18 protein-coding genes and 1 tRNA gene are annotated in these 26,767 nt (G+C 61.3%); 6 read left to right on the top strand and 13 right to left on the bottom strand.

Annotated features, from left to right (window positions below; translation table 11 throughout):
- The first annotated feature begins 227 nt into the window (after positions 1 to 227).
- Together OU02_RS07525 and OU02_RS07520 are read left to right on the top strand one after the other, a co-directional pair.
- Positions 228 to 2,582 (top strand): LTA synthase family protein, encoded by a 2,355-nt coding sequence (locus OU02_RS07525; RefSeq protein WP_420796578.1) that lies wholly within the window; start codon positions 228 to 230, stop codon positions 2,580 to 2,582.
- Positions 2,583 to 2,606: 24 nt separating this feature from the next.
- Positions 2,607 to 4,652: a glycosyltransferase gene (locus OU02_RS07520; protein ID WP_033489663.1), complete on the top strand. Its 2,046-nt coding sequence runs from the start codon at positions 2,607 to 2,609 to the stop codon at positions 4,650 to 4,652.
- Between the two features lie 59 nt (positions 4,653 to 4,711).
- On the opposite strand, the gene OU02_RS08625 is transcribed toward OU02_RS07520, so the two are convergent.
- The 4 genes from OU02_RS08625 to OU02_RS08760 all read right to left on the bottom strand — a co-directional run bounded on the left by OU02_RS08625 (position 4,712) and on the right by OU02_RS08760 (position 8,672).
- Positions 4,712 to 6,259 (bottom strand): InlB B-repeat-containing protein, encoded by a 1,548-nt coding sequence (locus OU02_RS08625; protein WP_160248859.1) that lies wholly within the window; start codon positions 6,257 to 6,259, stop codon positions 4,712 to 4,714.
- Positions 6,160 to 6,801 carry a hypothetical protein gene (locus tag OU02_RS08765; protein WP_152593168.1) on the bottom strand — a complete coding sequence of 214 codons (642 nt, stop codon included), beginning with the start codon at positions 6,799 to 6,801 and terminating at the stop codon, positions 6,160 to 6,162. Before OU02_RS08765 ends, OU02_RS08625 begins: the two co-directional genes overlap by 100 nt.
- A 193-nt stretch (positions 6,802 to 6,994) precedes the next feature.
- The gene (locus tag OU02_RS08415) at positions 6,995 to 8,194 is read right to left on the bottom strand and encodes a CHAP domain-containing protein (protein WP_051918284.1); all 1,200 of its coding nucleotides are present in this window, start codon (positions 8,192 to 8,194) and stop codon (positions 6,995 to 6,997) included.
- Complete coding sequence (locus OU02_RS08760; RefSeq protein WP_033489661.1) at positions 8,172 to 8,672, bottom strand: hypothetical protein; 501 nt, start codon at positions 8,670 to 8,672, stop codon at positions 8,172 to 8,174. Before OU02_RS08760 ends, OU02_RS08415 begins: the two co-directional genes overlap by 23 nt.
- Positions 8,673 to 8,918: 246 nt before the next feature.
- On the opposite strand from OU02_RS08760, the gene OU02_RS07495 reads away from it, so the two are divergent.
- Both OU02_RS07495 and OU02_RS07490 read left to right on the top strand, forming a co-directional pair.
- On the top strand, positions 8,919 to 9,911 hold the full coding sequence (locus OU02_RS07495; protein ID WP_033489660.1) for a glycosyltransferase family 2 protein: 993 nt from the start codon (positions 8,919 to 8,921) through the stop codon (positions 9,909 to 9,911).
- Positions 9,912 to 9,956: 45 nt separating this feature from the next.
- Positions 9,957 to 11,756 (top strand): hypothetical protein, encoded by a 1,800-nt coding sequence (locus OU02_RS07490; RefSeq protein WP_238551987.1) that lies wholly within the window; start codon positions 9,957 to 9,959, stop codon positions 11,754 to 11,756.
- Between the two features lie 55 nt (positions 11,757 to 11,811).
- Here the strand turns inward: OU02_RS07490 and OU02_RS07485 are convergent.
- The 6 genes from OU02_RS07485 to OU02_RS07460 form a co-directional block, all read right to left on the bottom strand.
- Positions 11,812 to 11,899, bottom strand: a tRNA-Ser gene (locus OU02_RS07485).
- Positions 11,900 to 11,983: 84 nt separating this feature from the next.
- Positions 11,984 to 13,879: a glycosyltransferase family protein gene (locus OU02_RS07480; protein ID WP_033489659.1), complete on the bottom strand. Its 1,896-nt coding sequence runs from the start codon at positions 13,877 to 13,879 to the stop codon at positions 11,984 to 11,986.
- Positions 13,880 to 13,918: 39 nt separating this feature from the next.
- Positions 13,919 to 15,301 (bottom strand): ABC transporter ATP-binding protein, encoded by a 1,383-nt coding sequence (locus tag OU02_RS07475; RefSeq protein WP_033489658.1) that lies wholly within the window; start codon positions 15,299 to 15,301, stop codon positions 13,919 to 13,921.
- Entirely contained in the window at positions 15,301 to 16,092 is a 792-nt protein-coding gene (locus OU02_RS07470; RefSeq protein WP_051918306.1) for an ABC transporter permease, read from the bottom strand. The genes OU02_RS07475 and OU02_RS07470 overlap by 1 nt, the downstream gene beginning before the upstream one ends.
- 92 nt (positions 16,093 to 16,184) lie before the next feature.
- Positions 16,185 to 18,059 carry a glycosyltransferase family protein gene (locus OU02_RS07465; RefSeq protein WP_033489656.1) on the bottom strand — a complete coding sequence of 625 codons (1,875 nt, stop codon included), beginning with the start codon at positions 18,057 to 18,059 and terminating at the stop codon, positions 16,185 to 16,187.
- Positions 18,060 to 18,251: 192 nt separating this feature from the next.
- The gene (locus OU02_RS07460; protein WP_051918285.1) at positions 18,252 to 19,916 is read right to left on the bottom strand and encodes a hypothetical protein; all 1,665 of its coding nucleotides are present in this window, start codon (positions 19,914 to 19,916) and stop codon (positions 18,252 to 18,254) included.
- 286 nt (positions 19,917 to 20,202) lie between these two features.
- Here OU02_RS07460 and OU02_RS07455 point away from each other — a divergent pair, with 286 nt between their 5' ends.
- Positions 20,203 to 21,549, top strand: coding sequence for an ABC transporter permease (locus tag OU02_RS07455; protein ID WP_033489655.1), 1,347 nt, complete (start codon positions 20,203 to 20,205; stop codon positions 21,547 to 21,549).
- A complete protein-coding gene (locus tag OU02_RS07450) occupies positions 21,549 to 22,559 on the top strand; it encodes an ATP-binding cassette domain-containing protein (protein ID WP_051918286.1) in 1,011 nt (336 codons plus the stop codon). The genes OU02_RS07455 and OU02_RS07450 overlap by 1 nt, the downstream gene beginning before the upstream one ends.
- Before the next feature lie 12 nt (positions 22,560 to 22,571).
- On the opposite strand, the gene OU02_RS07445 is transcribed toward OU02_RS07450, so the two are convergent.
- The 3 genes from OU02_RS07445 to OU02_RS07435 form a co-directional block, all read right to left on the bottom strand.
- Entirely contained in the window at positions 22,572 to 23,315 is a 744-nt protein-coding gene (locus OU02_RS07445) for an HD domain-containing protein (protein ID WP_033489673.1), read from the bottom strand.
- 58 nt (positions 23,316 to 23,373) lie between these two features.
- A complete protein-coding gene (locus tag OU02_RS07440) occupies positions 23,374 to 24,243 on the bottom strand; it encodes a class II glutamine amidotransferase (protein WP_033489654.1) in 870 nt (289 codons plus the stop codon).
- Positions 24,244 to 24,556: 313 nt separating this feature from the next.
- The gene (locus tag OU02_RS07435) at positions 24,557 to 26,746 is read right to left on the bottom strand and encodes a KUP/HAK/KT family potassium transporter (RefSeq protein ID WP_033489653.1); all 2,190 of its coding nucleotides are present in this window, start codon (positions 26,744 to 26,746) and stop codon (positions 24,557 to 24,559) included.
- Positions 26,747 to 26,767 lie beyond the last annotated feature (21 nt).

The raw sequence follows: 26,767 nt of genomic DNA, 5'->3' as shown, positions 1-26,767 counted from the left end.
ATGCACGGCTGCGCGCCATTGACGCGCCATTGAGAGAATGACCAGGGCGATTGGCGCAGCCGTGTGCAGTGTTTGTGGAAAGGCAATACCGTATGAGTAGTTCGATCAGGCGCCATCACCGCCGGCACACCGGCACCCGTCTGCGCAGGCTGCACGACGCGAAAATCGAACGCATCAGACGGCGGCATCGTACCGACCGCACACTCACGTCCATGGCCGCGGGCCGCATTGCTGCAGGTAACGCTTCCGCCTCCATCGGTGCCACCACTTCCTCCGACACCACCACGGTTACGTCCAGCGCTACCCAGACCGCTACGGGTAGTGCTTCTTCTGCTACGGGTAGTGTTTCATCCTCGACGCTCCCCACAGAAACGGCCATTTCCAGCGGAAAAGCTCTGGAGGGTAACGGAAAAAACACTACCTGTAGCGCAACAGAGAGCGCTGTGGATTGGCGCAAGCATCCGATCCGCGCCTGGCGTGCACGGTATGGCCGGTACAAGCAGACCAGGTTCTACCAGACGTGGGCCAAGCGCCCGAAGTTCTCGTATGGCGCGTATGTGGTGATCATGTTCATGCTCATCGAAATGGCGAACATGTTCCTGCTGTGGAGCGTTGTGCCGCAACTCACCTATGACCCGACGGCGGAAGACGGCCTGGTGATGCAGGTGATGAACGGCACCTACCACTGGCTCGCCAATACGTCGGGCATCCTCAACTTCTTCGCGCTCGGCATCCTGTACCTGATCTGTATCACCGTGACGAACCGGTTCTGGATCGGCACGGCGTTCTTCGGCGCGATCGCCGGCATCACTGCGTTCGCAGGCAAGGTCAAGGTCGCCATGCGCGGCGAGCCCATCATCCCTTCCGATCTGGGGTTCCTGACCGGCAATGGTGGCGGCGGCGAGAATGTGGCCTCATTCGTGACCGACGACCTGCGCACCACCATCAACGCCGGCGTTTCGCTCGTCGTCTGGTTTGTGGTGATCTGCCTGCTGCTGCAGCTCGTCGACCGGCGATCCCCCTTCATCTATTGCTCGTGGCGCCACCCGATCGCCGGCCCAAAGAACATCTTCGGATTGATCTGCCGCATCCTCGCACCGGCGCTGAGCATCTGGCTCATGGTCTCATACGCCACCGGCCTCGCGATTCCCGGCTCGCGCACGCGCGAGCTCGCTGATGAAGTGGGCTATGTGCCACGCCTGTGGAACGTGATGGACGACGCCCAGCAGGCTGGCGCCACAACCACATTCCTGAGCCTTACGAATGTGAAGGCGATGGATGAGGAGCCCGGATACAACGAACAGGCAATGAAGACGATCGCACAACGCTACGAGCAGGCGGCCACGCGCATCAATCAGGAGCGCGCGAGCACGCTCACCGACAACACGGTGATCATGGTGCTCTCCGAATCGTTCTCCGACCCCAACCGTGTACCGGGCGTGCATTTCATCACCGATCCCATGCCGTTCATCCGTTCGCTCGGCGACGTGACGACGGCGGGGCTCATGCTGTCGCCCGGTTATGGCGGCGGCACCGCGAACATCGAGTTCCAGCAGATGACCGGCCTGAGCATGGCGAATTTCAGTGACACCATGCTCTCGCCATACCAGCAGCTCGTGCCGACGCGACCCGAGATGTATTCGTTCAACCAGATGTGGAATCAGGCATGCGGCTCCACAAGCTGCTCGGTCGGATTCCATCCGTTCCTGCAAGGCTTCTATCTGCGTGGCGCGAACTACAAGAAATTCGGGTTCTCGCACCTCTACACGCTCGACAGCGACCCGAAGATCACGCACGCGGGCACCTACCACGGCGCTGTGGCTGATTCAGGCAATGTGACCGACGAAGAGGCCTACAAGAACGTGGTCGAAGAGGTGCGCGCCAACACCTCCGGCAACAAGCCGGCCCAGTACATCGAGCTCGTGACGATGCAGAACCATTCGCCCTACCCGGATCTGTACGGCGGCGAGAACGAATTCCACGCCGCGAACGACTCGCAGGGCGTGCCGGGCAACGAGATGGGCGTGCATTCTGAATACGCCAAGGGCGTGCAGCGCACCGACGAAGCCACCGAGCAGTTCCTCAACGACCTTGACGCCATTGACAAGCCGATCACCGTGGTGTTCTACGGCGACCACCTGCCCGGCATTTACACGACCGCCTCACAGGACACGAAGAACAACCTCGCCCTGCACGAGACGAACTACTTCATCTGGTCGAACGCCGCTTCGAAATCGCACGACACCAAGCTGCCCGAAGAAGACGCTGCCTATACGTCGTCGAATTTCTTCATGGCGCAGACGGCACAGCAGCTGGACTCGAAGATCTCGCCGTATCTGGCACTGCTCGACGAGCTGCATGCCGAGGTCCCTGCGATTTCACGCGCATCCACGAACATGGGTGAGTGGGAGACCGAGGACGCGCCGACGTACCTGAACAGTCAAGGCGATCCGATCGACCCGAAGTCGCTGTCCGCCAAAGCCAAGCAGCTGCTTGACGACTACCGCATGGTGCAGTACGACATGACGGTGGGTGAGAACTACCTGCAGCAGATGGGATTCATGGATCTGCCGAAGCAGTGAGCCGCTGTCGTTATACTGAGGCGTATGCCGAGAACGAATCCTTTGCAATCCCAGTCACCCGCCCCGCAATGGCAGGCGGTGAGCCGCGTCGTCTACCCCGTGCTCGACCAGGACCTGACGATGCCGCTGTACGCGATCGAATGGACGCGCCCGCACATGGGCGAAGGCACACTCGACCCGCACAAGGACTTCGTCTCGCTCGACTTCGCACAGATGACGAAAACCGAGTTCCGCTCGCTGCTTGAAGACACGGCCCACGCGCAGCCGGCCGACGGCGCGCACAACGTGTTCCGTGTGAACGGGCGCGCGTCGCTCACCGTGCTCGCCGGGCGCCACGCCTCGCTGTGCACATTCTTCAACGCCTTCCCCGCCGGCTATTGGCGGCGCTGGACACGCGTCGACGCTGTGCAGTTCAGTGCACGCGTGCGCGGCCGCGGCACCATCATGCTGTTCCGCTCCAGCGGCCGCGGCCTGTTTGAGCCCGCCGGCACCATCGACGTCAATGCGCCGACCCGCGCGACGACCGTGCGCGCGGAACTCGCCATGACCGGCCTCATGGACGGCGGCTTCTTCTGGTTCGACGCCAAGGCCGGCGACAGCGACGACCTGACGATCGAAGACGCCGCGTGGAGCGTGCCCGTTGAGGCGCGCCGCGGCAGCGACGGCACGCTGTCGATCGCCATCACCACGTTCAACCGCGCGCCGTACTGCCTCAACCAACTCAAGGCGATCGCCGCCGACGCGAATGTGCGCGGGCGGCTCGACACGATCTACTGCACTGACCAAGGCACCGATCTGGTGCGCGACGAGCCGGGCTTCGCCGCCGTGGCGAAAGATCTGGGCAGCCAGCTCACCTACGTGCGCCAGCGCAACATGGGCGGCTCCGGCGGGTTCGCACGCGGCATGTACGAAACGGTGAAGGCCGGCAAAAGCGACTACACGCTGCTGCTCGACGACGACGCGATCAGCGAGCCGGAGTCGATCATGCGCGCCGTGCAGTTCGCCGACTACTGCACACGACCGACGATTGTGGGCGGCGGCATGTTCCACCTCGACAACCGCACGATGCTGTACACGCTTGGCGAACGCTACAACCGCGCGTCGTACTGGACACAGCCGGCGGCCGGGCTTGAATACAACCACGACTTCGCCACCCAGCCACTGCGGGACTCCCCGAAGCTGCACCGGCGCGCGGATTCCGATTTCAACGGCTGGTGGATGTGCCTGATCCCCACGCAGATCATGCGCGAGATCGGCTTGGCGCAACCGCTGTTCATCAAATTCGACGACGTGGATTATGGATTGCGCGCCGAAGACCACGGATACCACACCGTCTGCCTGCCGGGCGTGGCTGTATGGCACCAGGCGTGGCATGCGAAGGACCCGTCCCGCACGTGGGAAGGGTATTACCTGTACCGCAACCATTGGATCTGCAGCCTGCTGCACTGCACCAAGCCCTCATGGCACTTCCTGTACGGCATGCTGTTCGACGACGCGAAGGCCGGTGTGGAACTCGTCTATTCCGCCATGCATCTGCATCATCTGGCCTTGCGTGACATCATGCGCGGCCCCGACTACATCGCGGACACGCTTGCCACCAAACTGGGCGACGTACGCAAAGCACGCGAAGGGTTCCCGGATTCCGCGACCACACGTAATCGCGACGACTTCCCCACTCCGAAGGCCGAATACATCGCGAACATGAAACCGCGGCCAAGCATGATCGACGTGCGGCTGCAGGCCATGAAGACGATCGCGAAGGCATTTGTTTCACGTGGAAACGGCATGCGCGACACCCAGCCGGACCTGCTGATCCCCTCGCGCGACGCGTCCTGGCCCGCCTACGCGGGTGTGAACTCCGCGGTCGTGACCTCTCCGGACGGTGATTCGGTGGCATGGTTGCGGCGCGACAGCAAGCTCTACCGCCAACAGACGATGCGCGGGCTGTTCCTGGCCAAGGAGCTGCTCAAGCGTTGGGAAAGCCTGGCCAAGGAATACCAGAACTCCGATATGGCGAGCTTCGAGGCGTGGGCCAAGGTCTTCGAGGATCCGGCGAACCAGCTGCAATAGCACCCGTCTGCGGAGCGGGGACAATACCTGCCCGTTACACCCCGCGGCCTATGGCAGCATCAGTCTAAGCAGGCGTTAAGACGGTGGATGAACGCGGCCATGTCCTGACGGTACACGCGGGTCATGCCTTCGAAGCGCCATGAGCCATCCGCGTTGCGGTAACCTTCACTGATGCCCGAACCACCGAGCCATTCCACTTCCGCCTTGTGCGGCGTGTTCATGGTCACGTCGGTGAAATCGGTCTTCGGCGTGACGCCGCCCGATTTGCCCGCCGCATCGGCCAGACGCTTCAAAAACGCAGCCATATCCTGCCGCACGACCGGGTTCATACCGCGGAACGTAGAGGTGCCGTCAGGCTCCTGCCAACCAGTGGAGATGCCCGCATGCGCAAGCCACAGGATATCCTCGGCATGAGGCGTCGCCCTATCCACATCCTTGAACCGCTTCCAATCCGCGGCCGACGGTTTCCACGTGGCCGCATCCGAGACACCTCGTTTGACCGCCTCGCGGCGCAGGAACGCGGCCATATCCTGCCGTACAACCGGGCTCATGCCACGGAACGTATAGGTGCCGTTCGATTCGAACCACCCGCCGGAGATGCCGTTGTCGGCAAGCCACTGGATGTCTGCTGCATGAGGGGTGTCCCCTTGCCGCACGTCCGCAAAGACCATGTTGTTCCAACGCGCATACAACGTCATGTCGCCGGTGACCGGCGTCTTGAAATCGAACCGCGATCCGCCGGTGCGCGCCGTGTACCAGCCGGCGAATGCACGGCCGATGTTCGTCGGCGTCTGCAGCTGTGCAATGGTCTTGCCGTGCTGCACCTTCACTGGGCCGACACTGGTGGACGCCCCGTTTCCATCGAATTGAACCGTGTACGTGTTGAGTTCCCACTGCGCATACAGCGTCGCATCCGAAGAACCAAGCGTGTATTGCTCGCCCGGCTTGTATGCCGTGCCGGCGCCATTGGCCTTGGTGTTCCAGCCGGTAAAGGTGTGGCCTACCCGACTGAACGCGTTCGCCGGCACGGTGACTTTGGCGCCGGCGGCACCTTTCACGGCCTGCGTGGAACCACTGCCACCGTTCGCGTCGAATGCAAGGCTCACCGCCGAGACCTGCACGTTTGTGGAGAATGACTGGCCTTGGGCACTGATGGTAATGCGGGCAGTGCCCTCGTTGTGCGCGGTCACCGTGCCGTTTGCATCGACCGACAGCACCGCCGGATTCGATGACGACCAGCCGCCGCGGAGCTCGTACCGCCCGCCCATATAGGCGAGCTTTGCCTTGGCCTGTGCCTGCTGTCCCATCTTCAACTGGCTGGGCAGTTCGACGGAGACGCCCTGCGCAAGCTTGTCCACGCTCACATTGACCGAGAACTCGTATGTTCCCTTGAGGTTCGTCGCGGTCTGTGAACCCTGCAGTGTCGACGCCATTTCACCCGACCACGTTGTGCCGTACCTCATGCCAGAGGCTCCAGCGAACCCGTAATACCGGTTCTCCGGAGTGATCAGCGCCACGTAATGACCGGTGGCACCGTGCGGCTCGTTGTTGAGTTCCTTGAGATAGTCCGCTTTTTCGGAAGCCCACAGATCGATGGCGCCGCGCATGGTAGGCGGCCCCATGCCAGGATCTCGCCCCAGGACCCGATGCCGTTGTATTGAGCCGTCCAGCAACTGTCGCCGTTGGGGCGCGTATGGCCCAGATCGTAGTCATATGCTTCAATCGCGCGCTGCAGTGCAATCAGCTCAAGCGCATTCGACCACTGCGGGCTCAGATACTCGCTTTCGGTCATGCCGATTTCCTGTAGGTACTCCGGCACGGTCAGATAGGTGCCGTTGTATGGCAGTTTGATGTTCGCGTCGGCGAGCGCGTCTTTGCGCCATGCAATCACGCCGTTGAGCGCCTGTGCATACACTGCCCGCTGGTCGACTGTGTCCCGAGTGAACACGGTCGTGCCGCCCTCCCCGAGCGAAACGCTGGTCGTGCCTCCGACGGCGCGAGACACGTCCACCACCGGCGCCGGTGCAGACAGTGTGGCCGCCACCGGCCCATCGAGTGTGAGCGCCTCTTGTGCATGCGCTGCGGGAACGCCGGTTCCCAGCACTGCCAATACGGCGACGACTGCCACATTGCGTTGGATTCTTCTCATAGTGCTCCCTCGCCTCCTCATCGCTGATTATGCTGTGAACATAATTCATTCCCATACTAGCAAGGCAATCACTGCTCAATCCTAGAAATAACCACACATTCACAGTGTCATTGCATCGACAAAAGGGCTGCGCAATGAACAATTCCATTGCGCGGCCCTTTTGGCTCTGCAGTGCGGCGGCTATGCCGGGCGATCAGCCGTAGAACGGCGTTGCGTACTGCGGCGTGGCCGGGTACAGACCCCACGAGATTGTGCGCTCCGCGATGTTGGTGAACGCGGCGTCCACGATCGTCACACGACCGGGCGCAACCGACACCACAAAGCCGGCGTGGCTTGCGCTCGTGGCCCATGTGGCGTCCCTGAACTTCCAGAACACGATGTCGCCCACCTTGGGTGTATTGCTGATGCGGCCACGGCGCGCATACCAGTCGTAGTTGTGCTGCGGCCAGCCGGACTGCTTGCCGTTCACGGAACCGCCGTTGCACAGGAAGACGTCGTAGCCTGCCGAATGGAAGACGTACCAGACGAACGCCATGCACGGACCGTGCGGGCACACGATGCCGCCGTTGATGGCGAGCGCACCCGGGCAGTCCGGGTGCTTGCCGTGCTGGCGGCCGGTCGTCTTGTCGAAGTAGTACGGGCGCCCGCTGATCACCGCGGGCCCGTGCACCATGCGGCTCGACTGGGGATCGTAATACACCCGCTTGCCCTTGACGGTGGTAAAGCCCTTGGCAAGCGCACCCGTCTTCGGGTGCATGTAGTACCAGCCCTTGTTGATGTAGTGTTCGCCGTAGAGCATCTTGCCGGTGGTCTTGTGGTAGTACACCCACTTGTCGGCGTTGCGGTGGTAGACGAATTCATATTGCATGGCGCCGGTCTGGTTGTGGAAGTAATACCAACCCGTGTGCTCGGCGTCGTAGTTCACGTATTTCTCACCGTGGGCCATCTTGCCGGTGGTCCAGTCGTAATACACCCATTTGCCACCATTGGAGCTGATGTGCTTCATGCCTTTGGCCATGGTGCCGTCGGCTTCGAAGTAGTACCAGCCGCCATTGTGGCAGTGTTCGCGGCCTTTGATCATGTGGCCGTTGCCGTCATAGCGCACCCAACGCCCCTTGCCAGCGCGCAGGAAGACGTCTTTGTTGCGCGCCATGGCGCCGGTCTGCATGTCGAAGTAGTAGTCGTCGTTGCCGATGCGCTTCTCACCCTTGACCATGCGGCCGTTCTCGTCGTAGCGCACGGTTTTGCCGGGAAGGTCCTTATTGGTGTTCTTCAGCATCTCGCCGTTGGCATCGAAATAGTACCAAGCGTCGCTTTGACGGTCGTAGACCTCTTTGTCGCGCGCCTGCACGCCTTTGTCGAACCAATATCTATCGCTTGCCGTCGTGCTCAACCCAACCGGTGTAGTCGTCACTCGGCGGCGTCACACCGTCCTTGGCCGTCTTGTCGTCTTTGGTTTCGGCGCTACGCTGCTCGTCCGCGGCGCCTTGTTCGCCATCTTCGTCTGTGCTGGCGGTTTCCGGCGCCTCGGACTGGCTGAGATTGGACTCCTCCGTTGCGGCGGCATCATTGCCCGTGCCATCGGCCGGCTGCGACGAGCCGATGTCCGTGCCCTCGGGCTGGTGTGGGCTCTCTGTGCCATCAGTGCCCTCGCTGTCGGTGCCTGTGGCGCCGGCCTGCTGATCCTGCGCCTGCCCGGTGCCCTGATCGGCCCCGTCCGTCTCCGATTCGTGTTGCGCGTCGACCTGCGCGGAATCATATACGGGAATGTCCTGCATATGCGCATCCTGCGCCATGGAAAGGGACGGATACAACAGTCCCTGACCCACCGACACGGCAAGAATGATTGCAGCCAGTTTGCGTTTGCGCATTCCTACCCCTTCCTTACTACCGCCATGCTTTGCTGCACGTATGGCCTTGCGACCCCGCACAGGCCATCGAGGAATCCTGATGGCAGTGCATGGCACATGCAGATATTCTACGAGATTGAAACGATAACAAGCGGCGCGCGTAACGCACGCGTGCAATACCTACACATGCGCTCCCGGTTCAACTGCCGGCTCAACCGCGTGCTTCGCTGTGCGCGGCGGACCAATCGTCGTCCTACACTGGCACCTATGAGTGAGGAACCAACCACAGTCGCTACACCGGCAGAGTTGCGCACACCCCCGCGCACCATGCTCGTCATTCCGTGCTACAACGAGGAACCCGGCCTGCGCACCACCGCAGGTGAGCTGCGGCGGATCCTGCGGCAGCTCATCGATGTGCATCAGATCGACGCGCGCAGCTGTGTGCTGTTCGTGGATGATGGTTCGAAAGACGGCACATGGGGTGTGATCCGCGCGCTGCACAATGAGGACCCCGAGTTGTTCCATGGCCTGAAATTGGCACACAACAAGGGGCACCAGAACGCGCTGTTCGCCGGATTGATGCACGCCCTGCACTCGCCGGCGGATGTGGCTGTATCGATGGACGCCGACCTGCAGGATGACCCCGGCGCCGTGGGCGCCATGGTGGAGGCCTGGCGCGAAGGCGCGGAGATCGTGTATGGCGTGCGCGACAACCGCGAGACCGACACGGCTTTCAAACGCGGCACCGCGCACATGTTCTATGCGCTGATGAAGGGATTGGGCACCGAAACGGTGCCGGACCACGCCGATTACCGGTTGATGAGCCACACGGCGTTGGAGGCGTTGGCCCAATACCATGAATCGAACCTGTTCCTGCGCGGCATCGTGCCTTCGCTCGGCTTCCCCACCGCCAAGGTGTACTACAAGCGAGGCGAGCGCGTGGCCGGCGAATCGAAATACCCGTTACGCAAGATGGTCGCGTTCGCCGTGCAGGGCATCACATCGTTCTCTACAAAACCGCTGAGCCTCATCACCGGCACCGGCATCGTCTCGGTGTTCGTCGGCATCGCCATGCTCATCTACACGCTCATCTCCGTGTGCTCCGGCAATGCGGTGGCCGGTTGGGGGTCGATGATGTGCTCGCTGTGGATCCTGGGCGGATTGATCCTAGTGGCCTTGGGCATTGTGGGCGAATACATCGCCAAGATCTACATCGAGGTCAAGGCGAGGCCGCGCTATATCATCGAAGAAACCATCTGAGTTTTCACATATCTGGGGACCACCACACGTCAAGGGGGCACAACCATGTCTCGCACCGCCAGCGGCACCGAAGGCAGTACGGCAACAATCCCACAAGCACACCATCAGACAGCCGCCCATCCCGACCCGGCGGCAGGCCATCAGGGGGCGCAGCGCAGCGCTCGCACCATCTGCGCGGCCATATCACGCTGGCTCCTCACCATCGCCATGGGATTCGAAGCGGCTGTGGTGGCGTTGCTACTGGTGCTCTCGCTCATCTTCACTTGTGTGTTCAAGCGCAGGAACGGTGGCGTCGGCTCAGCCAGTGTCACCGAACTCGTCAACCCCCACTTGGGTGCACCGTCGTTCGCGTTCATCTGCGGGTGCGTCGTGCTGGTGGCCATACTCATGCTCATCGTGCATGGCGCCGCGCGCATCAAGCAACGCAACACATTGCTGTTCCTGCTCGCGTTCGTGACGATTGCGCAAATCCTGTGGATCGCCGCGGTCGGCCTGACGACCTATGACTACCCCGATTCGCGGAGCCTCATCGACGGTGCCGATGCACTGCTCATTGGCGATGCAGCGCGGTATTCCCCTGATTTCTGCCCACCTGGCACCCAATCGGAAGTCTGTCTGTCACGCCCGCATGACGTGCCGAGCCCGCACGCCTACTTCTCGTACTACCCGTTCCAGACGGGTCCGATGCTGTGGTATGTGTTCGCCGGTTCGATCTTCGGATCGCACAACATCATCGCGTTCCAGATCCTCAACGCATTCGCGGTCACCGGGCTCGTGGCCGCGCTGTGGCGCCTGGGCACGCTCATCGGCCTCGACGACGCGGGTCATGCAGCCCTCGCCGCCCTGCTCGCCACATGCGTGCCGCTGTTGATGTTCGCCACCTTCGTCTACCCGAACGCCGTCGGCTTCAGCATCACCATAGCCGGTGTGGCACTGATCGCGCAGGCGTTCCGCACACAGCACGCATGGCAGTGCGTGCTGGCGCTTGTGGGCGGGTTCCTCGTCTGTGGCGTTGGCGTGATCCTCAAATCGACGTTCATCATCCTCATGCTCGCCGCAATCATCGGCATTGTGCTCGTGGTGGTTGCCAACCGCAAATGGTGGCAGGGCGCGGTGGCCCTCGTCTCGTTCGGCGGCGCGTACATGCTCACCAAACTGCCGGTGCGCATCATCGAGCACATCACCCATCAGGATTTCGGCAAGGGCATGCCCATGCTCTCGTGGATCACCTTGGGCCTCAATGAGCATGAAGGCACCACACCCGGCTGGTGGACCGCGATCCCCCTGAACACCTACCACAAGACCCACGGCGATTACGGGCAACAGGCGCAGGTGGCCCAGGAATTCGTCATGGAACGCATACGGCATTTCGCGCATGATCCGGGCGACGCTGTGGATTTCTTCTCGATGAAACTCGCTTCGGAGTGGGCGGAGCCGACATTCATGACCTCGCTGTATTCGCAGCTTGGATCGTCGGCGCACGGATTCACCGGCCTGCCGCAATGGCTGCTTTCGGAGACCGGCGCCGCACGCCTCACCTCGTATGAGAACATCGCGCAAACGGTGCTCTACGCGCTTGCGCTCATAGGTGTGATCGCGATGCTCGTTTCGGTCGTGCGCTCGACCGCACGCCCCATGGAAGACGCCATGATGTTCGCACGCACCTTCCTGTGCGCGGCGTTCCTCGGTGGATTCCTGTGCTATCTCTTCTGGGAAGCGAAGGGCATCTATACATTGCCGTTCTATCTGCTGCTGTTCCCGCTCGCGGCGTACGGCATGCAAACAATACTGCGCGCGACGCGCACAGGCGTCGCGCGCATACGCGGCACACGGCAGGAAGCCTAGGTCAGGCCCCGGCCGACAGACGCAAAACCCCGGAACCGTGGGTTCCGGGGTTTGGTGGCGGAGGATGCGAGATTCGAACTCGCGAGGCTGTTACACCAACACGCTTTCCAAGCGTGCGCCATAGGCCACTAGGCGAATCCTCCACGTGCACGCATACTACGTATGCAACGCAACTTGAATAAGATAACTCACCTCACATGGAATGGCAAGTCATGGCGTGTCGTACATCACGCCATGCCAAGGTACCGCTTCCAGAAGTCCACGGACTCGAGCTTCGGAGCGGCTTCCTGGTATTCGCGTTCCAAACGGCTGCGGTGCTTCTTGAAATACGCCACGTCGCGCTTGTACCGCTTGACAATCTCGCGGTAGCGCTTCACATCCTTGTGGCGGATCACACCCTTGCGGCTCGCCCAGTCGATCGAGACGATGGTGTTCTTGCCATGGATCGATCCGGACGGATACGCCCAGCCGTCATGCGTGATGATCGCATAATCGGCGCCGCTGGCCTGTCCCTCCTGGCCGTCGCGCACAAACCGCTGGCCGTTGTGCGTCACGAAGTCGAATGCGCGTTCCTGCAGCGAGCGCGGCCGGTCGGTTTCGACCGTCTGGCGCGTGAGGTGATCGGGGTCGAAATCAGCGAGCCCCTGCTCATCGGCCTGCTTTTTGAGCTCATCGAACGGCACGGTCTGCTCCTTGAGGCGGTTGGCGCGCATGAAACGCTCCTGTGCAACCGGCTGTTCGATGAACTTCGGGCCTTTGAGGAAGTCCTCGAAGCCGTCGAGCGCAAGCTCGGCGTCGGTGTAGTTGAATTTGCGCATCTCCAGGTCGATCTGGCGGTGCAGGCCCTTGAGGAACGTATGGAAATCGGGGGCGAGCCCGGTCATCATCTGCGCGATCATACCGTTGCGCGTGCTCTGGTAGCGTTCCACACCGGCATTGTAGCGGATCTCGAACTTGGCATGCCACACGCAGATGCCGTTCATCGTCATGAACTTCGGGTGGCTGCGGATGCCGTATTCCACGTCGTCGTAGCGCACAAAGACCGGCAGAGGCAGTCCGACGCGGCGGATCACGCTCATCGGGATGCAGCAGTACCACCACGCCGCGTAGCGGTGGGCGTCGGCGGGAATCGACTCCTCTTCGTTGAACGCCTCGTTGTCGACCACATCAAGGTACTGCGAGACGAGCATCTGGCGTTTCGCCGGCACGCACACACCGAGTTCGGGGCTGATGTACCCGGTGTCCTCGCGCATGAGCTGCGTGTCTTCGATGTTGAGCATGGCGCCCGAGACGAATGCCTCCTCATACTCGCTGTTCACCATGCGCAGCAGTTCGTAGGTGCGGCGGATGCTTTCGGGCGAGACCTCCACGTCGTCGTCCATGATCAGCACATGCGTGGCGGGCGTGGACTGCTCCATTGCCTCGATCATGCCGCGTGCGAAGCCGCCGGCACCGCCCACGTTCTCGTTCGGGCTGATCGTGATGCGCTGGTCTCCCGACTCATTCGGATCGAGCGTCTTGCCGTTGTCCACGACGTGCATCGTCAGATGCTCGCTGATGTCGGTGTGCGAATCGAGCAGCTCACGCTTGACGAGCTGCATGTTCTTGCGGATGAATGACTCCTTGCGGAACGTCGTTGTGGCGATTGCCAGATCAACCGTGCGCGGGTCGCCCTCGATGTCGACTTCGTAGTACGCGTCGCGCATCGAGACGGCACCTTGTGCGCTGAGTTGGAATCCAGCGAGCACGGTCTGTTCATCGTCCGTCAGGTCGAGCACGACGTCGGTCCATGTGGCTGTCTGCGGCAGTGCCACGGCCGTCTCGTCGAGCGTTTCCGGTTCCAGACCCAAACGCGTGGCTCGCGTCTGCGTGATGGCGCACGGCGCGCCTTTCACCTGCAGGCGCAACCGGTAGGCCGTCGCACGCGTGTAGCGGCGCAGCTTGATGACCGACAGCGCGTTGAAGTATGTGGTGAAATCGACCACACCGCCTTCGGCGAGCGTCCACGCGCCGTCCTTGCCCGTGGGGCGGAACGGCGTGTCCGTTCGGTAATACAGGGTTGGGAAATGCAATGCGCGCGGGGTGGATTCCAGCAGCACATTCGCGAAACGAATCGACGCCATGGTTCCTCACTTACTGTGTATTGACGACAAAACCTATGTTTATTCAGGGATAATCTCTTCACGAGGTGAACCATCAGTACGAGATTGAATCTCATCTCTCTGTTCTTCAGCGGCAGTCTGCGCCTGTTCCTCAGTGATTTGTTGAATCTGCAACGAACGCGTGTTAATGAGTGCATAATCCATATTGCGCGGATCTCGAACTACAAAAGTGCACGCATTGTCATCCAACGCTATGCCCACGGCGTCCGTCATCAACTCGTCTCCAGGAGTTGGCGTGCGCAGGGATGTAATCAGACGAAATTCACCATTATTGAACAAGTGTAGAGGAAGTTCGAAATACACAGTTTGATGGCCGTGTTTCTTCATCTTCAATTTGCGTGGACCCGTATCAAATGTGATACCGCCACGACGAATGTCATGCACTGCAATCGCCAAGTAAAAATCTTCCGGCTCATTGTAGTCATATTCCACTGCAAAACGAAAAGTATCGTCACTTGTCAGCATGAGCGGCGAAATACCATATGTACGCAGTACGGGACACCTTGCACTCAAACCGTTGGGGTATTCCTGCCTGCCCTCTTCAAGCTGTCGATGCTGTTTTTCACTTATTTCACGCTGCTGAGCCTCAAGATTGGCGAGGGTATAACGTTCCGCCACAGTCTCACGATCACCGATGACTGCCACTTCACCATCTTGAATAAACATAGCTCGCGTACAATATCGTTTAATCGCTCCCATATCGTGTGTCACCAGCACGACGGTTTTTGTTGGGTCCTTACGAATACTGGTGAAGAAATCATCGCATTTGCGCTGGAACGCCTCATCACCGACCGCTAGCACCTCATCGAGTACGAGGATGTCGCCTTGCGCCTTGATAGCCACCGAGAATGCGAGACGAACCTGCATGCCGCTCGAATAGTTCTTGAGTTTCTGGTCCATGAAGTCCTCAAGTTCGGCGAATTCAACGATGTCGTCGTACATCGCGTCGATTTCATCATGCGAAAAACCGAGCAATGCTCCGTTGAGGTACACATTTTCACGGCCTGTTAGTTCAGGGTTAAAACCGACACCGAGTTCGATGAATGGCACAAGCTTTCCACGTACATCAATAGAACCTTCATCCGGATAATAAATCTGCGAAATGAGCTTCAGCAGTGTAGATTTGCCACCGCCGTTGCGGCCCACGATACCGAAAAACTCACCTTGATGCACCTGAAAGGTGACGTCCTTAAGCACCTGTTGCAGTTCGTAACCTTTGATGCCCTTGGTCCAGTTAATGAATGCTTGCTTGAGTCCGCTCGCCTGTTCGGTGGGGAGTTTGAACGATTTAGTCACATGGTTCACATCCAGTATGACTGGCTGTTCTTGGTAGTTCTTGATATTGATGACTGCCTTTTCCTCATGCATGGTTTTGCTGGACATCACATCACCTCCGCAAACTTGCGACTGTTCCGACGGAAGATATAAATGCCGAACCAGAGTAGCAAAATCGTCAATGCAAATGGGAATAACTTCGCCCAAGGAGAGTGGAAAGTGTTCCAAATCGTCGGTTGAGAAGCTGGAGCGATGAAATTGTGCCGGATATCTTGAATGGACTGTGCAATAGGATTGAGTAATTCCAACCGCGCGACCCTCGCGTACACCCCCCCACGCTCAATTACGAATGAAAGCGGGTAGATGATAGGCATGCAGTAGAAAATAAGCTGTGACAACACTTCCCAAATATGTGAAATATCACGAAAATACACATAGCAAGTTGCAAATATAAGTGCAATGGCAAGTGAGATAGCATACAGTTCCACTACATTGAGCGGCAACCACAGCACGCGCCATGTGAACTCCACGTGAGCGAACAATGCAAAGATAAGTACGACAAGGTAGTTGATACCGAGCGAAATGAGCGATCCTATCGAAGCCGAGACCACCACAATGTAATTAGGGAAATGTACCTTGCGTAATAGGTCGCCACGATCGACAATTGACCGTAAGCCGATACCGACAGTTTCTGTGACAAACTGCCACGAGCTGATGCCCAGCAGAAGCACCACAGGATACGTCGGCGTGCCATCGGTCATACGCAAAAACTTGCCGAAGACGATGTACATGACGCAGAACAGCATCAACGGTTTGAGTACGGACCAAGCAACGCCCAAGAATGAGCCTTGATAGCGTAGTTTAAAATCCGTCTTCACCAAACCTCGTAGCACAGTCATTGCATACCCGTACCGGTCATGCAATCGTTGAGTCAAAGTATGCACTCGTTGTGTCCTTACTCTCGGCGTACCGGAAGAATGTGAGTCAAACGTCAGTCTAGATCTAAATAATTTTCCCAGAACTTCATAGAAGTCAGCTGTGGGAACGCTTCTTGATACTCCTTACGCAAACGGTCAATGTTTGCCTTATAGTACCGAAGATCGCGTTGATAGCGTTTGTGGATTTTCTGATAACGATCCGAATCCTTAGTGCGGATGGCCCCTTTTCGGTTGTACCAGTCAATGACGATGAGCTTCTTTTTACCCCGAATTACGCCGGCAGGATATGCCCACCCAATTAACGGAATCACGGCATAACCGTCACCATCAGTCCTGACAAGGCGCTGACCATTATCAGTCAGATAGTCCCGAAGACGCTGTCTTGTCTTGCGCGGCTTATCGCTATCAATAAGTTGACGATTGATTGTCGTGATATCAAATCCAGCAAGATCCACATCAGCATCAGCTAGTTTTTGTAATTCGTCAAGATCATAGAGCTTTTCTTTATGCTGATTCGCGGCCATGAAACTCTTCTCGGCCTGCCCCTTGGTGCCGATGAACTTCGGTCCCTTGAGGAAGTCCTCGAACGCGTCAAGGCACAGCTCGGCGTTGTCATAGCCGAACTTCTTGAGTTCAAGCTGCATGTTGCGGTGCAGTTCATGCATGAAGTCGGCGTGTGGAGCCATGCCGGCCGCGGCCTGCGCGATCATCGTGTTGCGCGTGGTCTGATAGCGTTCCACCGCAGGGTTGTACCGTTTGTGGAACGACATGTGCCACACGCACAGGCCGTTCATTGTGATGAAGTCGGTCTTGCAACGGATGCCATATTCAGCATCGTCGCACCGCACAAACAACGGCAGAGGCAGGCCGTTGCGTTCGATCACGGAAATCGGGATGCAGCAGTACCACCACGCCGCATAATGGTTGTCTGGCGTGATCTCCTTGGTCATCTCATGGATTTCATTGAAGATGATGTCTTCGAACAGGGTCAGGCGCAGCGGTGGCTTGCAAGGCGCGAAGATACCGTCCTTCGTCATGAAGCCGGTGTCTTCCCACTGGTCCTCGCCCACCTCGTAGTTGAGCATGGCGCCGCTGATCATCGCCTCGCGGTATTGCGGCTTGAGGATGCGTAGCAGGTTGTAGGTGCGCTTGATGCTTTCGGGGGAGACGGCCACGTCGTCATCCATCAACAGCACATTTGTGGCCTTCGGCTTCTGGCGCATCGCGGCGATCATGCCACGCGTGAAACCGCCTGCGCCGCCGACATTCTCGTTCGGAATCACCTCGATGCGGTCGCCGCTGAGCGCCATGGCGTCGAGGGTGCGCCCATTGTCGATCACATACATGTGGAAGTGCTTGGCGATGTCGTCACCGGACTCGATGATGTGCGACCGCACCAAGCCGATATTGTTGATGATGAAGCTTTCCTTCTTGAACGTGGTGGTGGCCACAGCGAGCTCCACCTCGTTGAAATCATCTTCCACGTCGAGCACGTAGTGGCTGTTGCGGATCGCCACCTGGCCTTCGGTCACGATCTTGAAGCCGACGAGCACCATCGTGTCGGTGATGACGAGTGGCAGATCCACAACCTGCCAGTCGTCCGAGGCCGGCACAGTCACGTCGGTGCCTTCCACGAGCAACGATTCATGTGCAAGCGCATCCCCCATCGTCTGCTGCACCGTGCACGCGGCGCCCTTGAGCTCGAGATGGAGCATCGCGGAGCGCATGCTCGTGTAGGTGCGCAGTTTGCTTACCGACAGGGCGTTGAAATAAGTGGTGAAGTCATACACGCCCTGCGCGTACATCACCCAATCGCCGAGTTGCGCGTCGAAGACCACTGGCTGGTCGGACTCGCAGTACAGGCTCGGAAAGCTGACGGAACGCGGATTCGTCTCCAACAGAACGTTCGCAAATTGTATCGATGGCATACACCAACCCCAAACATCTCGACGACTCAACGGATACTGGTACTCACGTTCAGCATAATCGCCGTCGTAGAATTTCAGTGGCCGGCCGGTAATCACCCTTAGGCGAACACCGGCCGTCGCATTCACTCGTCGCAGAGTGCAACCGGCGGAGTTGTGCACGCGCACCAGTCCCCCACCGGCACATAGCATTCGTCAGGCAGCCATATCAACATGCACCGCACCGCCTTCCCGCTCCTGCCCGCATGCACTTGCATCCGCGGCATTGTGTTCGCGTGCCGCGAGCCGCTCGATCTCCTGTTCGAACAGCGGCAGCGCCAGCTCGCAGTACTCGGGCAGCGACTGTTTGAGCAGGGTCGCCGCGGCGCGCACATGGAACCCGTCACCTTGGCCTTGCAGCTGGACCAGCACAACAGTGGCCAGGTCGTCGCACCGGTCGCAGAACGCACGCCATTGCATAGTGCGTGCCTTGTATCCGCGCGCGGCGACCGCGTTCCAGTCGGGCTCGCATTCGTCGATCGCCACAATCGGCAGCATGAGCACGTTCATCGCGCGCACCTGTTCCCCCATGTGCTCGAGCATGCGCACCCCGCGGTCGAAGCGGTCGCGGTCGCGCTGCTGGAACCCCACCGTCAGGTCTTCGGCGAGCGCCGCGCCCATCAGCGAGTCGGCGAGGTCGCGCAGATACACCGGATTCTCCCACAGCGGTTCCTCGGGCAGTGTACGTGTCTCTTCGACCGCCATCAGCAGTTGCGCGGGGTCTGCAGTCTCGCGGTCCCACAGTGCACGGTAGGCGTGCACGAGCCGGCCAGTGTCGTGGAGGTACCGCCGGTCCGCGGCGATCGTGACGGCCGTGTGCCCGTCCGGTGAGAGCCATGGCACATCGCCGATTTTCAGCGCGTGCGCGTAGTCGAGGTCGGCCTGTGCGCGCAGCGAGCGCAGGTATTCGACGACGCGGCGGTAGCGCGTGTCGGTGCAGGCGCCCTGTGCGCGCACGTTCGGGTCTTCGCGCAGCATGCACATGCCTATCCCGGGGTTGGTGAGCAGCATGGTGGCGATCTGTGCGCTCGACGCGGCTGGAGCGCCCCAGCGCAGCATGCAGTAGGCGGCGAGCCGGTGCGCCTGGTTGCCGTATTCCGCGCGGTCCGCGGCGCGCTGCTGCTGCGAGCCAAAACGCTTCACCCCACTGCCGTGCAGCCAGCGCGAGATCTGCACTTGGCTCATCGGACGGATCGTCACGGGCATGCGCGCGCTCGTCTGGCCGAGCAGCATGGCCATCGTGGCGTCGTTGATCAGGTCGTAGAGCCAGACGGCGAGCCCTTTCTGACGCACGATGATCGACGTGTGCATCAGGAACTGCCGCGCGCATTCCACGAGCGCGGCGTCGAGGCCCAACGACGCGACGCACATGAGCGACGCCCAGCATGTGGAGCCGAACGCGCTGGACGCGAGTTCGACGAGCTGCGGGTCGAACGTCTCGTCGTGGAACGCACCGGTGCGCCCGTGGAAATCGCACGAGAGCGGTGTGGAGGCCGGGCTGCGCAGCGTACGGTCGCAGCGCGCGCCGGTGCATGGGGTATATCCGGCCGGCGCGGTGTGGTATTCGACCGATTCGGACTGTGCGCTTTCTGCCGAGGCCGCGCTGTCCGTGCGGTCCGCACTTTCCGCCGAGGCCGCGGATTCGCCGCGGTCTGCGCAATCTTCCTCCCCCGCGCGGGCGGGCTGGACCACGGGGTACAGGTCGCCGTCGATGCCGGCGAACGAGAGCGACGCGGCGGCCGTGACTTCGTTGAACCTGCGCTCGAGCGCGTCGAGCAGTGCGAGGAATCCCGCCGAATCCATGGTGAATGGTGTGCGCATGGTGTGCTCCTTGTCTGTTGCATGGCTGCATCTTGTTGCGTGTCTGCGCGCGCCGGCGCCTCACGTGGCGGCCAGCGCGCATGGATGCCACATTCCCATGCCCCGCACGCCCACACCACAGGCAGAGTGAAGAATGTGGATAAGTGGACGACACTCCGCCCATCCACAACGGCCATGCCGACTGTGGATAACGGGCGCGCGTTCAGGCTTTTTTCAGCCGGTCTGAGTAGAACCAGACAACAGATGGAACAATTGACACATTGAACGGACACAGGAGAGACACCGGATGTTTGTTGCCAAGAACGCATGGGCCGAACTGCGCCGCCACCCGTGGCGCACGGCACTGATGGTGATTGTGGGCCTGCTCGTGACCATGTGGTCGGTTTTCGGCGCCGCGGTGATGCACGAATACCACGCCGCGCACGGCGCCGGGTACGAGGCGCTCAAACCGCAGGCCGTGGTGCGCATGACGGACGCGGCGCTCAAGGACCGCAATGGCGACGACGCCGGCTGGACAAAGCGTTACATCACATGGGACGAATACAACGTGCTCGGCGCTGCCGCACAGGCCAAGCATGTGCAATTCGACTACTCCGTGGTGGCGTCGGTGCCGGTGCGCGCGACCGGTTCCTTCAAGGCCATCACGACCGGCGAGACGTCCGGCGCAGGCCAGAACGAGACCGGCGGCGACTTCACCCTCACCTCGTTCTACAACGAACCGGCCGTGGCCGCCAACGAATACGGCTCGTTCAAGGTCGTGGAGGGCGCCAAGCTCAACTATCAGGATGTGACGGCGCGCGACGTGCTGATCTCGCAGGAACTCGCGAAGAAGAACAACCTCAAGGTGGGGAGCACAATCACCGTCGGCAACCCGGCCGACGCCAAGACCACCTACACGTTCACCGTCGGCGGCATCTACACCTATACGAGCACGCCGCAGGGCGTGCAGGGCGATGACGCGCAATTCGCCAAAGACAACCGCAACAATGTGATCTACACGAGCTACTACGACTTCGCCGCTTCGGGACTCGACACCACCGAAGGCTCCGGCTGGGCCGTACCGGACATCAACATCGTGTTCACGCTGGCCAATCCACAGGCGTACGAACAGTTCAAGAGCGCGCTGAAGCCCGACCTGCCGGAAGGGTTCGCCGTGAGCTCCCCGACGATCGCCGCCTACGAGCGCTCGCTCGAACCGCTCGACAAGCTGGCGGACACCACGAAGATCATGCTCATCTGCCTGTGGGGCGTTGGCGGGGCGCTCGCGCTGCTGCTGACCTTGCTTGAGGTGTGCCCGCGCCGCGAAGAGATCGGCTATGGGCTGGCCGTCGGCGTCACGAAGTCGCGCATGGCATGGCAGTTCATGCTGGAGATCCTGCTGCAGACCGTGGTGGGTGTGGCGCTCGGCCTGCTGATCGGCGGCTGGACCGCGAATCCGCTCGCCACGCAGCTCGCGCAGGGCCATACGATCGCGATGCACGGCGGCGTGCTGTGGAACGTCACATGGATTGCGCTGTTGGCGTGCCTGCTGCTCGCCATTATCGCGGGCGTGCGCGTGGCGCTGTTCCGCACCGCGCAGCTGGCGCATTCGCCATACCTCAATTCCGCCGACCCGACCACCAAGGAGCAGTGATGAGCAATCAGGAGCACCGCAGCGAACCGCAAGAGCGCACCGACGCCGTGGAAGAGCTCGACGAGTTGATGACCGATGAGTCGGCCGAGCCGGGCATGAGCTATACGATCGAATACGACGACGACACCGACGCAGACACTGCAGACACCATAGACACCACAGACGTATCCGTCCCCGAACCCGCCACCGCCACAACCGACGCGGACCATGCAGACCCGGATGAACAGGAGGCGGAAGCTGCCGCGAACACCGCCGCGGCGGCGCTCGACGAGCCAGACGAAGAGGACAGCGCGGACGACGTGGACGATTCAGTGTTCCGTGCCTACCCGATGTTCTCGATGCGCGGCGTGACGGTGACCGATGCGAAGACCGGCGAGCACATCTGGAACGACCTGTCGATACGGTGCGAGGCCGGCACATCGTACGGCGTGCTCGTCGACGCGCATGACACCCGCCAGCACGACACGCTTGTGGCGTTGATGGCCGGCTTCGCGCACCCCACCGAAGGCAGTGTGATGACCAAATCGACGCCGCTGCACGACCTGACGCCGCTCGAACTGCGCGGGCACCGCATCGGCGTGCTGCTGCAGCAGTTCGCGCTGCGTGGCGACCTGAGCGCTGCGGCGAATCTCGCATACGTGATGGATGCGTCGAACCGCAACTATCTCCAGCCGATCGCCGTGCGCGCGCAGGAGCTGCTGACGCGCGTCGGCTTCGCGCCAAGCGGCGATGATGACGCGACGCAGGACAAGCGTTCACGGGCGCTCGTGCGCACGCTCGGCGCCAGCGACCGTGCGCGGGTCATGGTCGCGCGCGCGATCGCCACCGACCCCGACATCGTGCTCGCCGACGAGCCGACGGCCACACTGGACGAGGCCGACGCCGCAGACATCCTCGACCTGCTGCGCGCGCAGGTGCACGGCGAGTCGAAGCGGCGCACCGTCATCGTCGTCACGACCGACCCGCATGTGGCGGCCGCGATGGACGAGACGATCGACCTGACGCACTGAGCGCGCGGCGCCTCAGTCCACGAGACGCATGTGGTATTCCTCGGCGAGCGCCGGCACGTCCGGCTCGCCGTAGGTGCGCACCAGGTCGAGCCACTGCTCCTTGTTGTCTTCGCCGAACCGCGCGGCCTTGCGCGCGTAGGCGTCGGCGGTCAGGAACTTGGGCGGCACCGACTTGCTGTGGTATTTGTCGGCCACCATGACCACTTCCTGCTCGAGGTTCACTGGCACGTAATCGTCCGGTGGCAGCGGCAGGCCCTGGCGTATGACGGCGTCGCGCGTCAACCCCACGCCGGTGTGGTTGCGCGCGTATTGCGCGATCGATTCGTCGTAGCCTTCGTTGAGCAGCAGGTCGTAGCCGATGAGCCCGTGCTGCACATAGTGCGGGCCGTCGAAGGTGAGCGGCTCGCCGTTCGAGCCGTCATTCTTGAGCACACGGTACGTGCCGATGTCGTGCAGCAGCGCGCCGAGCACGGCCTGCCCTGCGTCGAGGTAGCGCGGCGGGATGACGCCGCCCGTCACGCCGTCGGTCGCGGGCACGGTGAACGCGCCTTGCGCCGCTTCGCCGGTGCGTTCGGGCGCGTCCGCCGGCAGTGTGCAGCGGCGCATGAACAGCGCGTTGCGGCGGTGGATGAGCTGGCGGGTGATCTGCGCGACGATCACGCAGTGGGTGTGAATGAGATCGTATGCGGCATCGGAGGGCGCGAGTTTACGGTGGAGCGCCTCGATTTGGTCCACGGTGGGGATGATTCCTGTCATGTTGCCCATCGTAGTCGCGCTGCGATGGGCTCTCTACCCCCTGTGCGAACGCGACGAATCAGATGCCGCGCACGCGGAATGCGCCGGTGCGGTTCGACGCGACGATCATGTGGTTGTTCTCCAGTTCGCGCCAACCGTCTTCGGCGGGCTGCTCGAAGCCGGTGCTCGCCGCGACGACGCCCTTCGGCTCGCCCTGCTTGGATCCGAGCTCACGGTAGTGCAGCACGCTGTAGTCGCCCGCCTCGTCTTCGCGCCCGTAGCGGGCGTAAATATCGACGATCGCCTGCGCGGTGGGGCGTCCGCTTTCCGCGCGCAGGGCGATGAACTGGTCCTGGCTTTGGATCATGCAGTTGTAGCTCGAATCGGGGTAGGTGGCGCGCAGTTCGCGCACCGCCTGTGCGAGCGCCTCCTCGAGCGCGAAGCCGAAGCCCAGGTATTGCAGCACGATCGCGAAATACATGGCCGAATCAGACCGTCCGCCCGTGGACTGCACCAGGTTCTGGTCGATCGGGTAGGCGCGGTTCGTGGTGATGTTGCGGCCCTGCGCATCCGAGATGTCGCCGTTGTGCACGAAGCCGAGGCCGCTGGCGAAGAACGGCTGCTGGTTTTCGAGGATGAGCGGCAGGTTCGAGCTCGCGAGGCGCAGATGCCAGATGGAGCCACGGGCTGGCGCATGTGCGAGCTCGTTGAAGATCGGGTCGTACCGCGCGGCGATCGTGTTGCGGTAGAGCGCCGAACCCGTTTCCGGCGAGGGCGCGCCGCCGTCGTTGACGTGCGCCGCGTGGCCGGGTTCGTTGATGAGCACGGCGCCCCAGCCATCGTTGTGGATTTCGCTCAGATCACGGAACGCGGCGCACTCGCGCATGCCAAGCACCTCGTCGAGGCTCACATTGACATTCGCGGTGGCGTATCCCAGTAATCTGCACATAGTCGTTTACTGTAACGGCTCCACACGCCTCCCGCCACCGATTCTCAGGATTTCGCTATCGGTTTTGCTTGTACCCGCCACAAGACCGTTGGAATACCAATGAAAACAGCCGTTGGCGCCTAGGGGCTAGACGCCAACGGCTGTGCGGGACGCAATAAGTGACCGCCCGTGACTAGCGACCAGCCAAATCCATCCATTTGGAGCCCCGCCAATATCCGTTGGCGTCTACGGGCTAGACACCAACAGCTGTGCGGGGCGCACTAGGCGGCCGCCCGTGGCTAGCGGATAAACGCGGACGGTCGGCCGGGACCGCTCAGCCCACGCGCTTGAGGCGCGGCGGGCGCACCGTGGACAGGAAGAGCGGCTGCACTTCGGTGACCGGATTGTAGGGCGCCAGGCCGAACCACTTGACCGGCGAGCCGGCCACATGCCGGATCGCGTATTTGATGCGCAGCGCCCACGCCCCCTTCGCCGAGACCTTGGATTCCGGCATGAGGGCCTTGTGGATGAGGACGTACTTGATTGGGCCGATCTTCGGGTCGGCGTCGACCTTCGGGTAGCGGGTCGTCTGTTGGGGCAGGTCGCCGGTACGCAGCAGGTCATGCATGATCTGGTGCAGGTATGCGGGGATCGACTGCGAGACCTTGAACCCGAGGCGGATGCGCACACGGAACAGGTAGTCTGTGCCGTAATCCTCCACCGTGTATTCACGCGTGAACGGGTCGTCGGTCGTCTCGACCGACACGACCCACCAGGCGTGCGCGCGCTTGGGGTGGTTGGCGAAGATCGAGAAGAACACGTCGGTCTCCATGCGTTTCATGTCCTGATCCGAGGTCAGGTACACGATGTTGTCGGAATAATACGGAATCGTGGCGTCGTCGTGCAGCCGCTGCAGCACCGGCAGGCAGTCGTTGGGCTGCATGTGGCGCCGCTGGGCGCGTTCGAGCTTCGTGCCTTCGTTCCAAGTGACCATCACGGTCAGGATCGCGAGCGTGAGCAGCGCGGTGAACCAGCCGCCGTGCATGAACTTCGCCATCGAGGCCACGAAGAACAGGAGCATGATCGTGGGGAACACCACGGCGAACACCACGGCGGCCGCACGCATGCGCTTGTGCCACAGGTACACGGTGACGAGGATTGACGTCATGACCATCGTCACGGTGAGCGCCAGACCGTAGGCGGCCGCGATGCGCTCCGAATTGCGGAAGATCAGCAGCACCGCCACCGTGGCCACGCACACCACGACATTGACGGTGGGGATGTACAGCTGGCCGCGTGTGCGCGCCGGGTAGCGCACCTGCAGATGCGGCATCCAGTTGAGGCGCGTGGCCTCGGAGACGATTGTGAACGCGCCGGAGATCAGCGCCTGCGAGGCGATCACACCGGCTATGACCGAGAGCACGACCGCCACATAGCGCAATTCCGGGGACAGCATGGCGAAGAAGGGGTTCGGAGATCCGCCTTCCTGCACATACGCCGGGTCCTCGAGCGTGCGGATGATCCACGCGCCCTGCCCGAAGTACGAGAGCACGAGCGCAAGGTTGATGAACGGCCATGTAGCGTAGATGTTGCCGCGGCCCACATGGCCCATGTCGGAATACAGCGCTTCGGCGCCGGTGATCGACAGGAACACGGTGCCCATCAGCGCAAGGCCGGCATGGTTGTCGCCGCTGAGCAGGAACTGCATGCCATAGACGGGGTTGAGTGCGCGCAGCACCTCGAGGTTGTGCGCCATGCTCATGGCGCCGGTGACCGCGATGAACAGGAACCAGATGAGCACGGCGGTGCCGAACACCTTGCCGATGCGCTCGGTGCCACGCGATTGCACGGCGAACACGCCCAGTATGATCACGAGGGTGATGATGAGCATGAGGTTCGGGTTGGAGGCGAACACGCCCTGCAACGCCGGCAGGGTCTGCAGGCCTTCGACCGCCGAACTGATCGACATGGCCGGCGTGAGTACGGAATCGGCGAGGAACGCGGCGCCACCGATCATGGCGGGCACGATGAGCCAGCCGCCGTATCGGCGCAGCAGCGTATACAGCGCGAAGATGCCGCCTTCGCCCTTGTTGTCCACGCGCATGCAGATAACCACGTACTCGATTGTCGTGATCAGCGTCATCGTCCAGAACACGAGCGACAGCATGCCAATCACGGCGGTCTCGTCCGCACGGGTCACGCCGCCTTGGCCGGCGAGGAAGGTCTGCATGGTGTAGAGCGGCGAGGTGCCGATGTCCCCATACACCACGCCGAGCGCCACGATCGACATGGCGAGCGTGACCTTGTCCGGCCCCGATTGCAGCTTGCGCCACCACCGGCCCATCGGCCCGCCCGCGCATGGCTGGTTGAGCCGCTGTGCCGCCTGCTGTTTGACGGCGCGTTCCTTGAGCAGCTCTTCGCGCTCCTGCTTGGTGAGTACCTCATGCGAGACCTTGGGGGCGCGGGTGTATTGCCCAGTCTGCGAGAGTAACGGATCTTGTTCGTCATCAGGCCGTTGAGCCATCACGATGTCCTTTCAACAGCG

Origin of the sequence: Bifidobacterium pseudolongum subsp. pseudolongum DSM 20099 (assembly GCF_000771225.1) — a bacterium.
GTDB classification, from domain to species: domain Bacteria; phylum Actinomycetota; class Actinomycetes; order Actinomycetales; family Bifidobacteriaceae; genus Bifidobacterium; species Bifidobacterium pseudolongum.
Note: the sequence above shows the minus strand (reverse complement) of the source record. Positions and strands in the feature narration are given on the sequence as shown.

What these genes read in the sequence shown, in the direction of transcription:
- OU02_RS07520 (WP_033489663.1), top strand. Translation starts at nt 2,607, where the DNA reads ATGCCGAGAACGAATCCTTTGCAATCCCAGTCACCCGCCCCGCAATGG.
- OU02_RS08625 (WP_160248859.1), bottom strand. Translation starts at nt 6,259, where the DNA reads ATGCGCGGCGCCATCGATCTGTGGGCTTCCGAAAAAGCGGACTATCTC.
- OU02_RS08765 (WP_152593168.1), bottom strand. Translation starts at nt 6,801, where the DNA reads ATGAGAAGAATCCAACGCAATGTGGCAGTCGTCGCCGTATTGGCAGTG.
- OU02_RS08760 (WP_033489661.1), bottom strand. Translation starts at nt 8,672, where the DNA reads ATGCGCAAACGCAAACTGGCTGCAATCATTCTTGCCGTGTCGGTGGGT.
- OU02_RS07495 (WP_033489660.1), top strand. Translation starts at nt 8,919, where the DNA reads ATGAGTGAGGAACCAACCACAGTCGCTACACCGGCAGAGTTGCGCACA.
- OU02_RS07490 (WP_238551987.1), top strand. Translation starts at nt 9,957, where the DNA reads ATGTCTCGCACCGCCAGCGGCACCGAAGGCAGTACGGCAACAATCCCA.
- OU02_RS07480 (WP_033489659.1), bottom strand. Translation starts at nt 13,879, where the DNA reads ATGGCGTCGATTCGTTTCGCGAATGTGCTGCTGGAATCCACCCCGCGC.
- OU02_RS07475 (WP_033489658.1), bottom strand. Translation starts at nt 15,301, where the DNA reads ATGTCCAGCAAAACCATGCATGAGGAAAAGGCAGTCATCAATATCAAG.
- OU02_RS07470 (WP_051918306.1), bottom strand. Translation starts at nt 16,092, where the DNA reads ATGACTGTGCTACGAGGTTTGGTGAAGACGGATTTTAAACTACGCTAT.
- OU02_RS07465 (WP_033489656.1), bottom strand. Translation starts at nt 18,059, where the DNA reads ATGCCATCGATACAATTTGCGAACGTTCTGTTGGAGACGAATCCGCGT.
- OU02_RS07460 (WP_051918285.1), bottom strand. Translation starts at nt 19,916, where the DNA reads ATGCGCACACCATTCACCATGGATTCGGCGGGATTCCTCGCACTGCTC.
- OU02_RS07455 (WP_033489655.1), top strand. Translation starts at nt 20,203, where the DNA reads ATGTTTGTTGCCAAGAACGCATGGGCCGAACTGCGCCGCCACCCGTGG.
- OU02_RS07450 (WP_051918286.1), top strand. Translation starts at nt 21,549, where the DNA reads ATGAGCAATCAGGAGCACCGCAGCGAACCGCAAGAGCGCACCGACGCC.
- OU02_RS07445 (WP_033489673.1), bottom strand. Translation starts at nt 23,315, where the DNA reads ATGACAGGAATCATCCCCACCGTGGACCAAATCGAGGCGCTCCACCGT.
- OU02_RS07440 (WP_033489654.1), bottom strand. Translation starts at nt 24,243, where the DNA reads ATGTGCAGATTACTGGGATACGCCACCGCGAATGTCAATGTGAGCCTC.
- OU02_RS07435 (WP_033489653.1), bottom strand. Translation starts at nt 26,746, where the DNA reads ATGGCTCAACGGCCTGATGACGAACAAGATCCGTTACTCTCGCAGACT.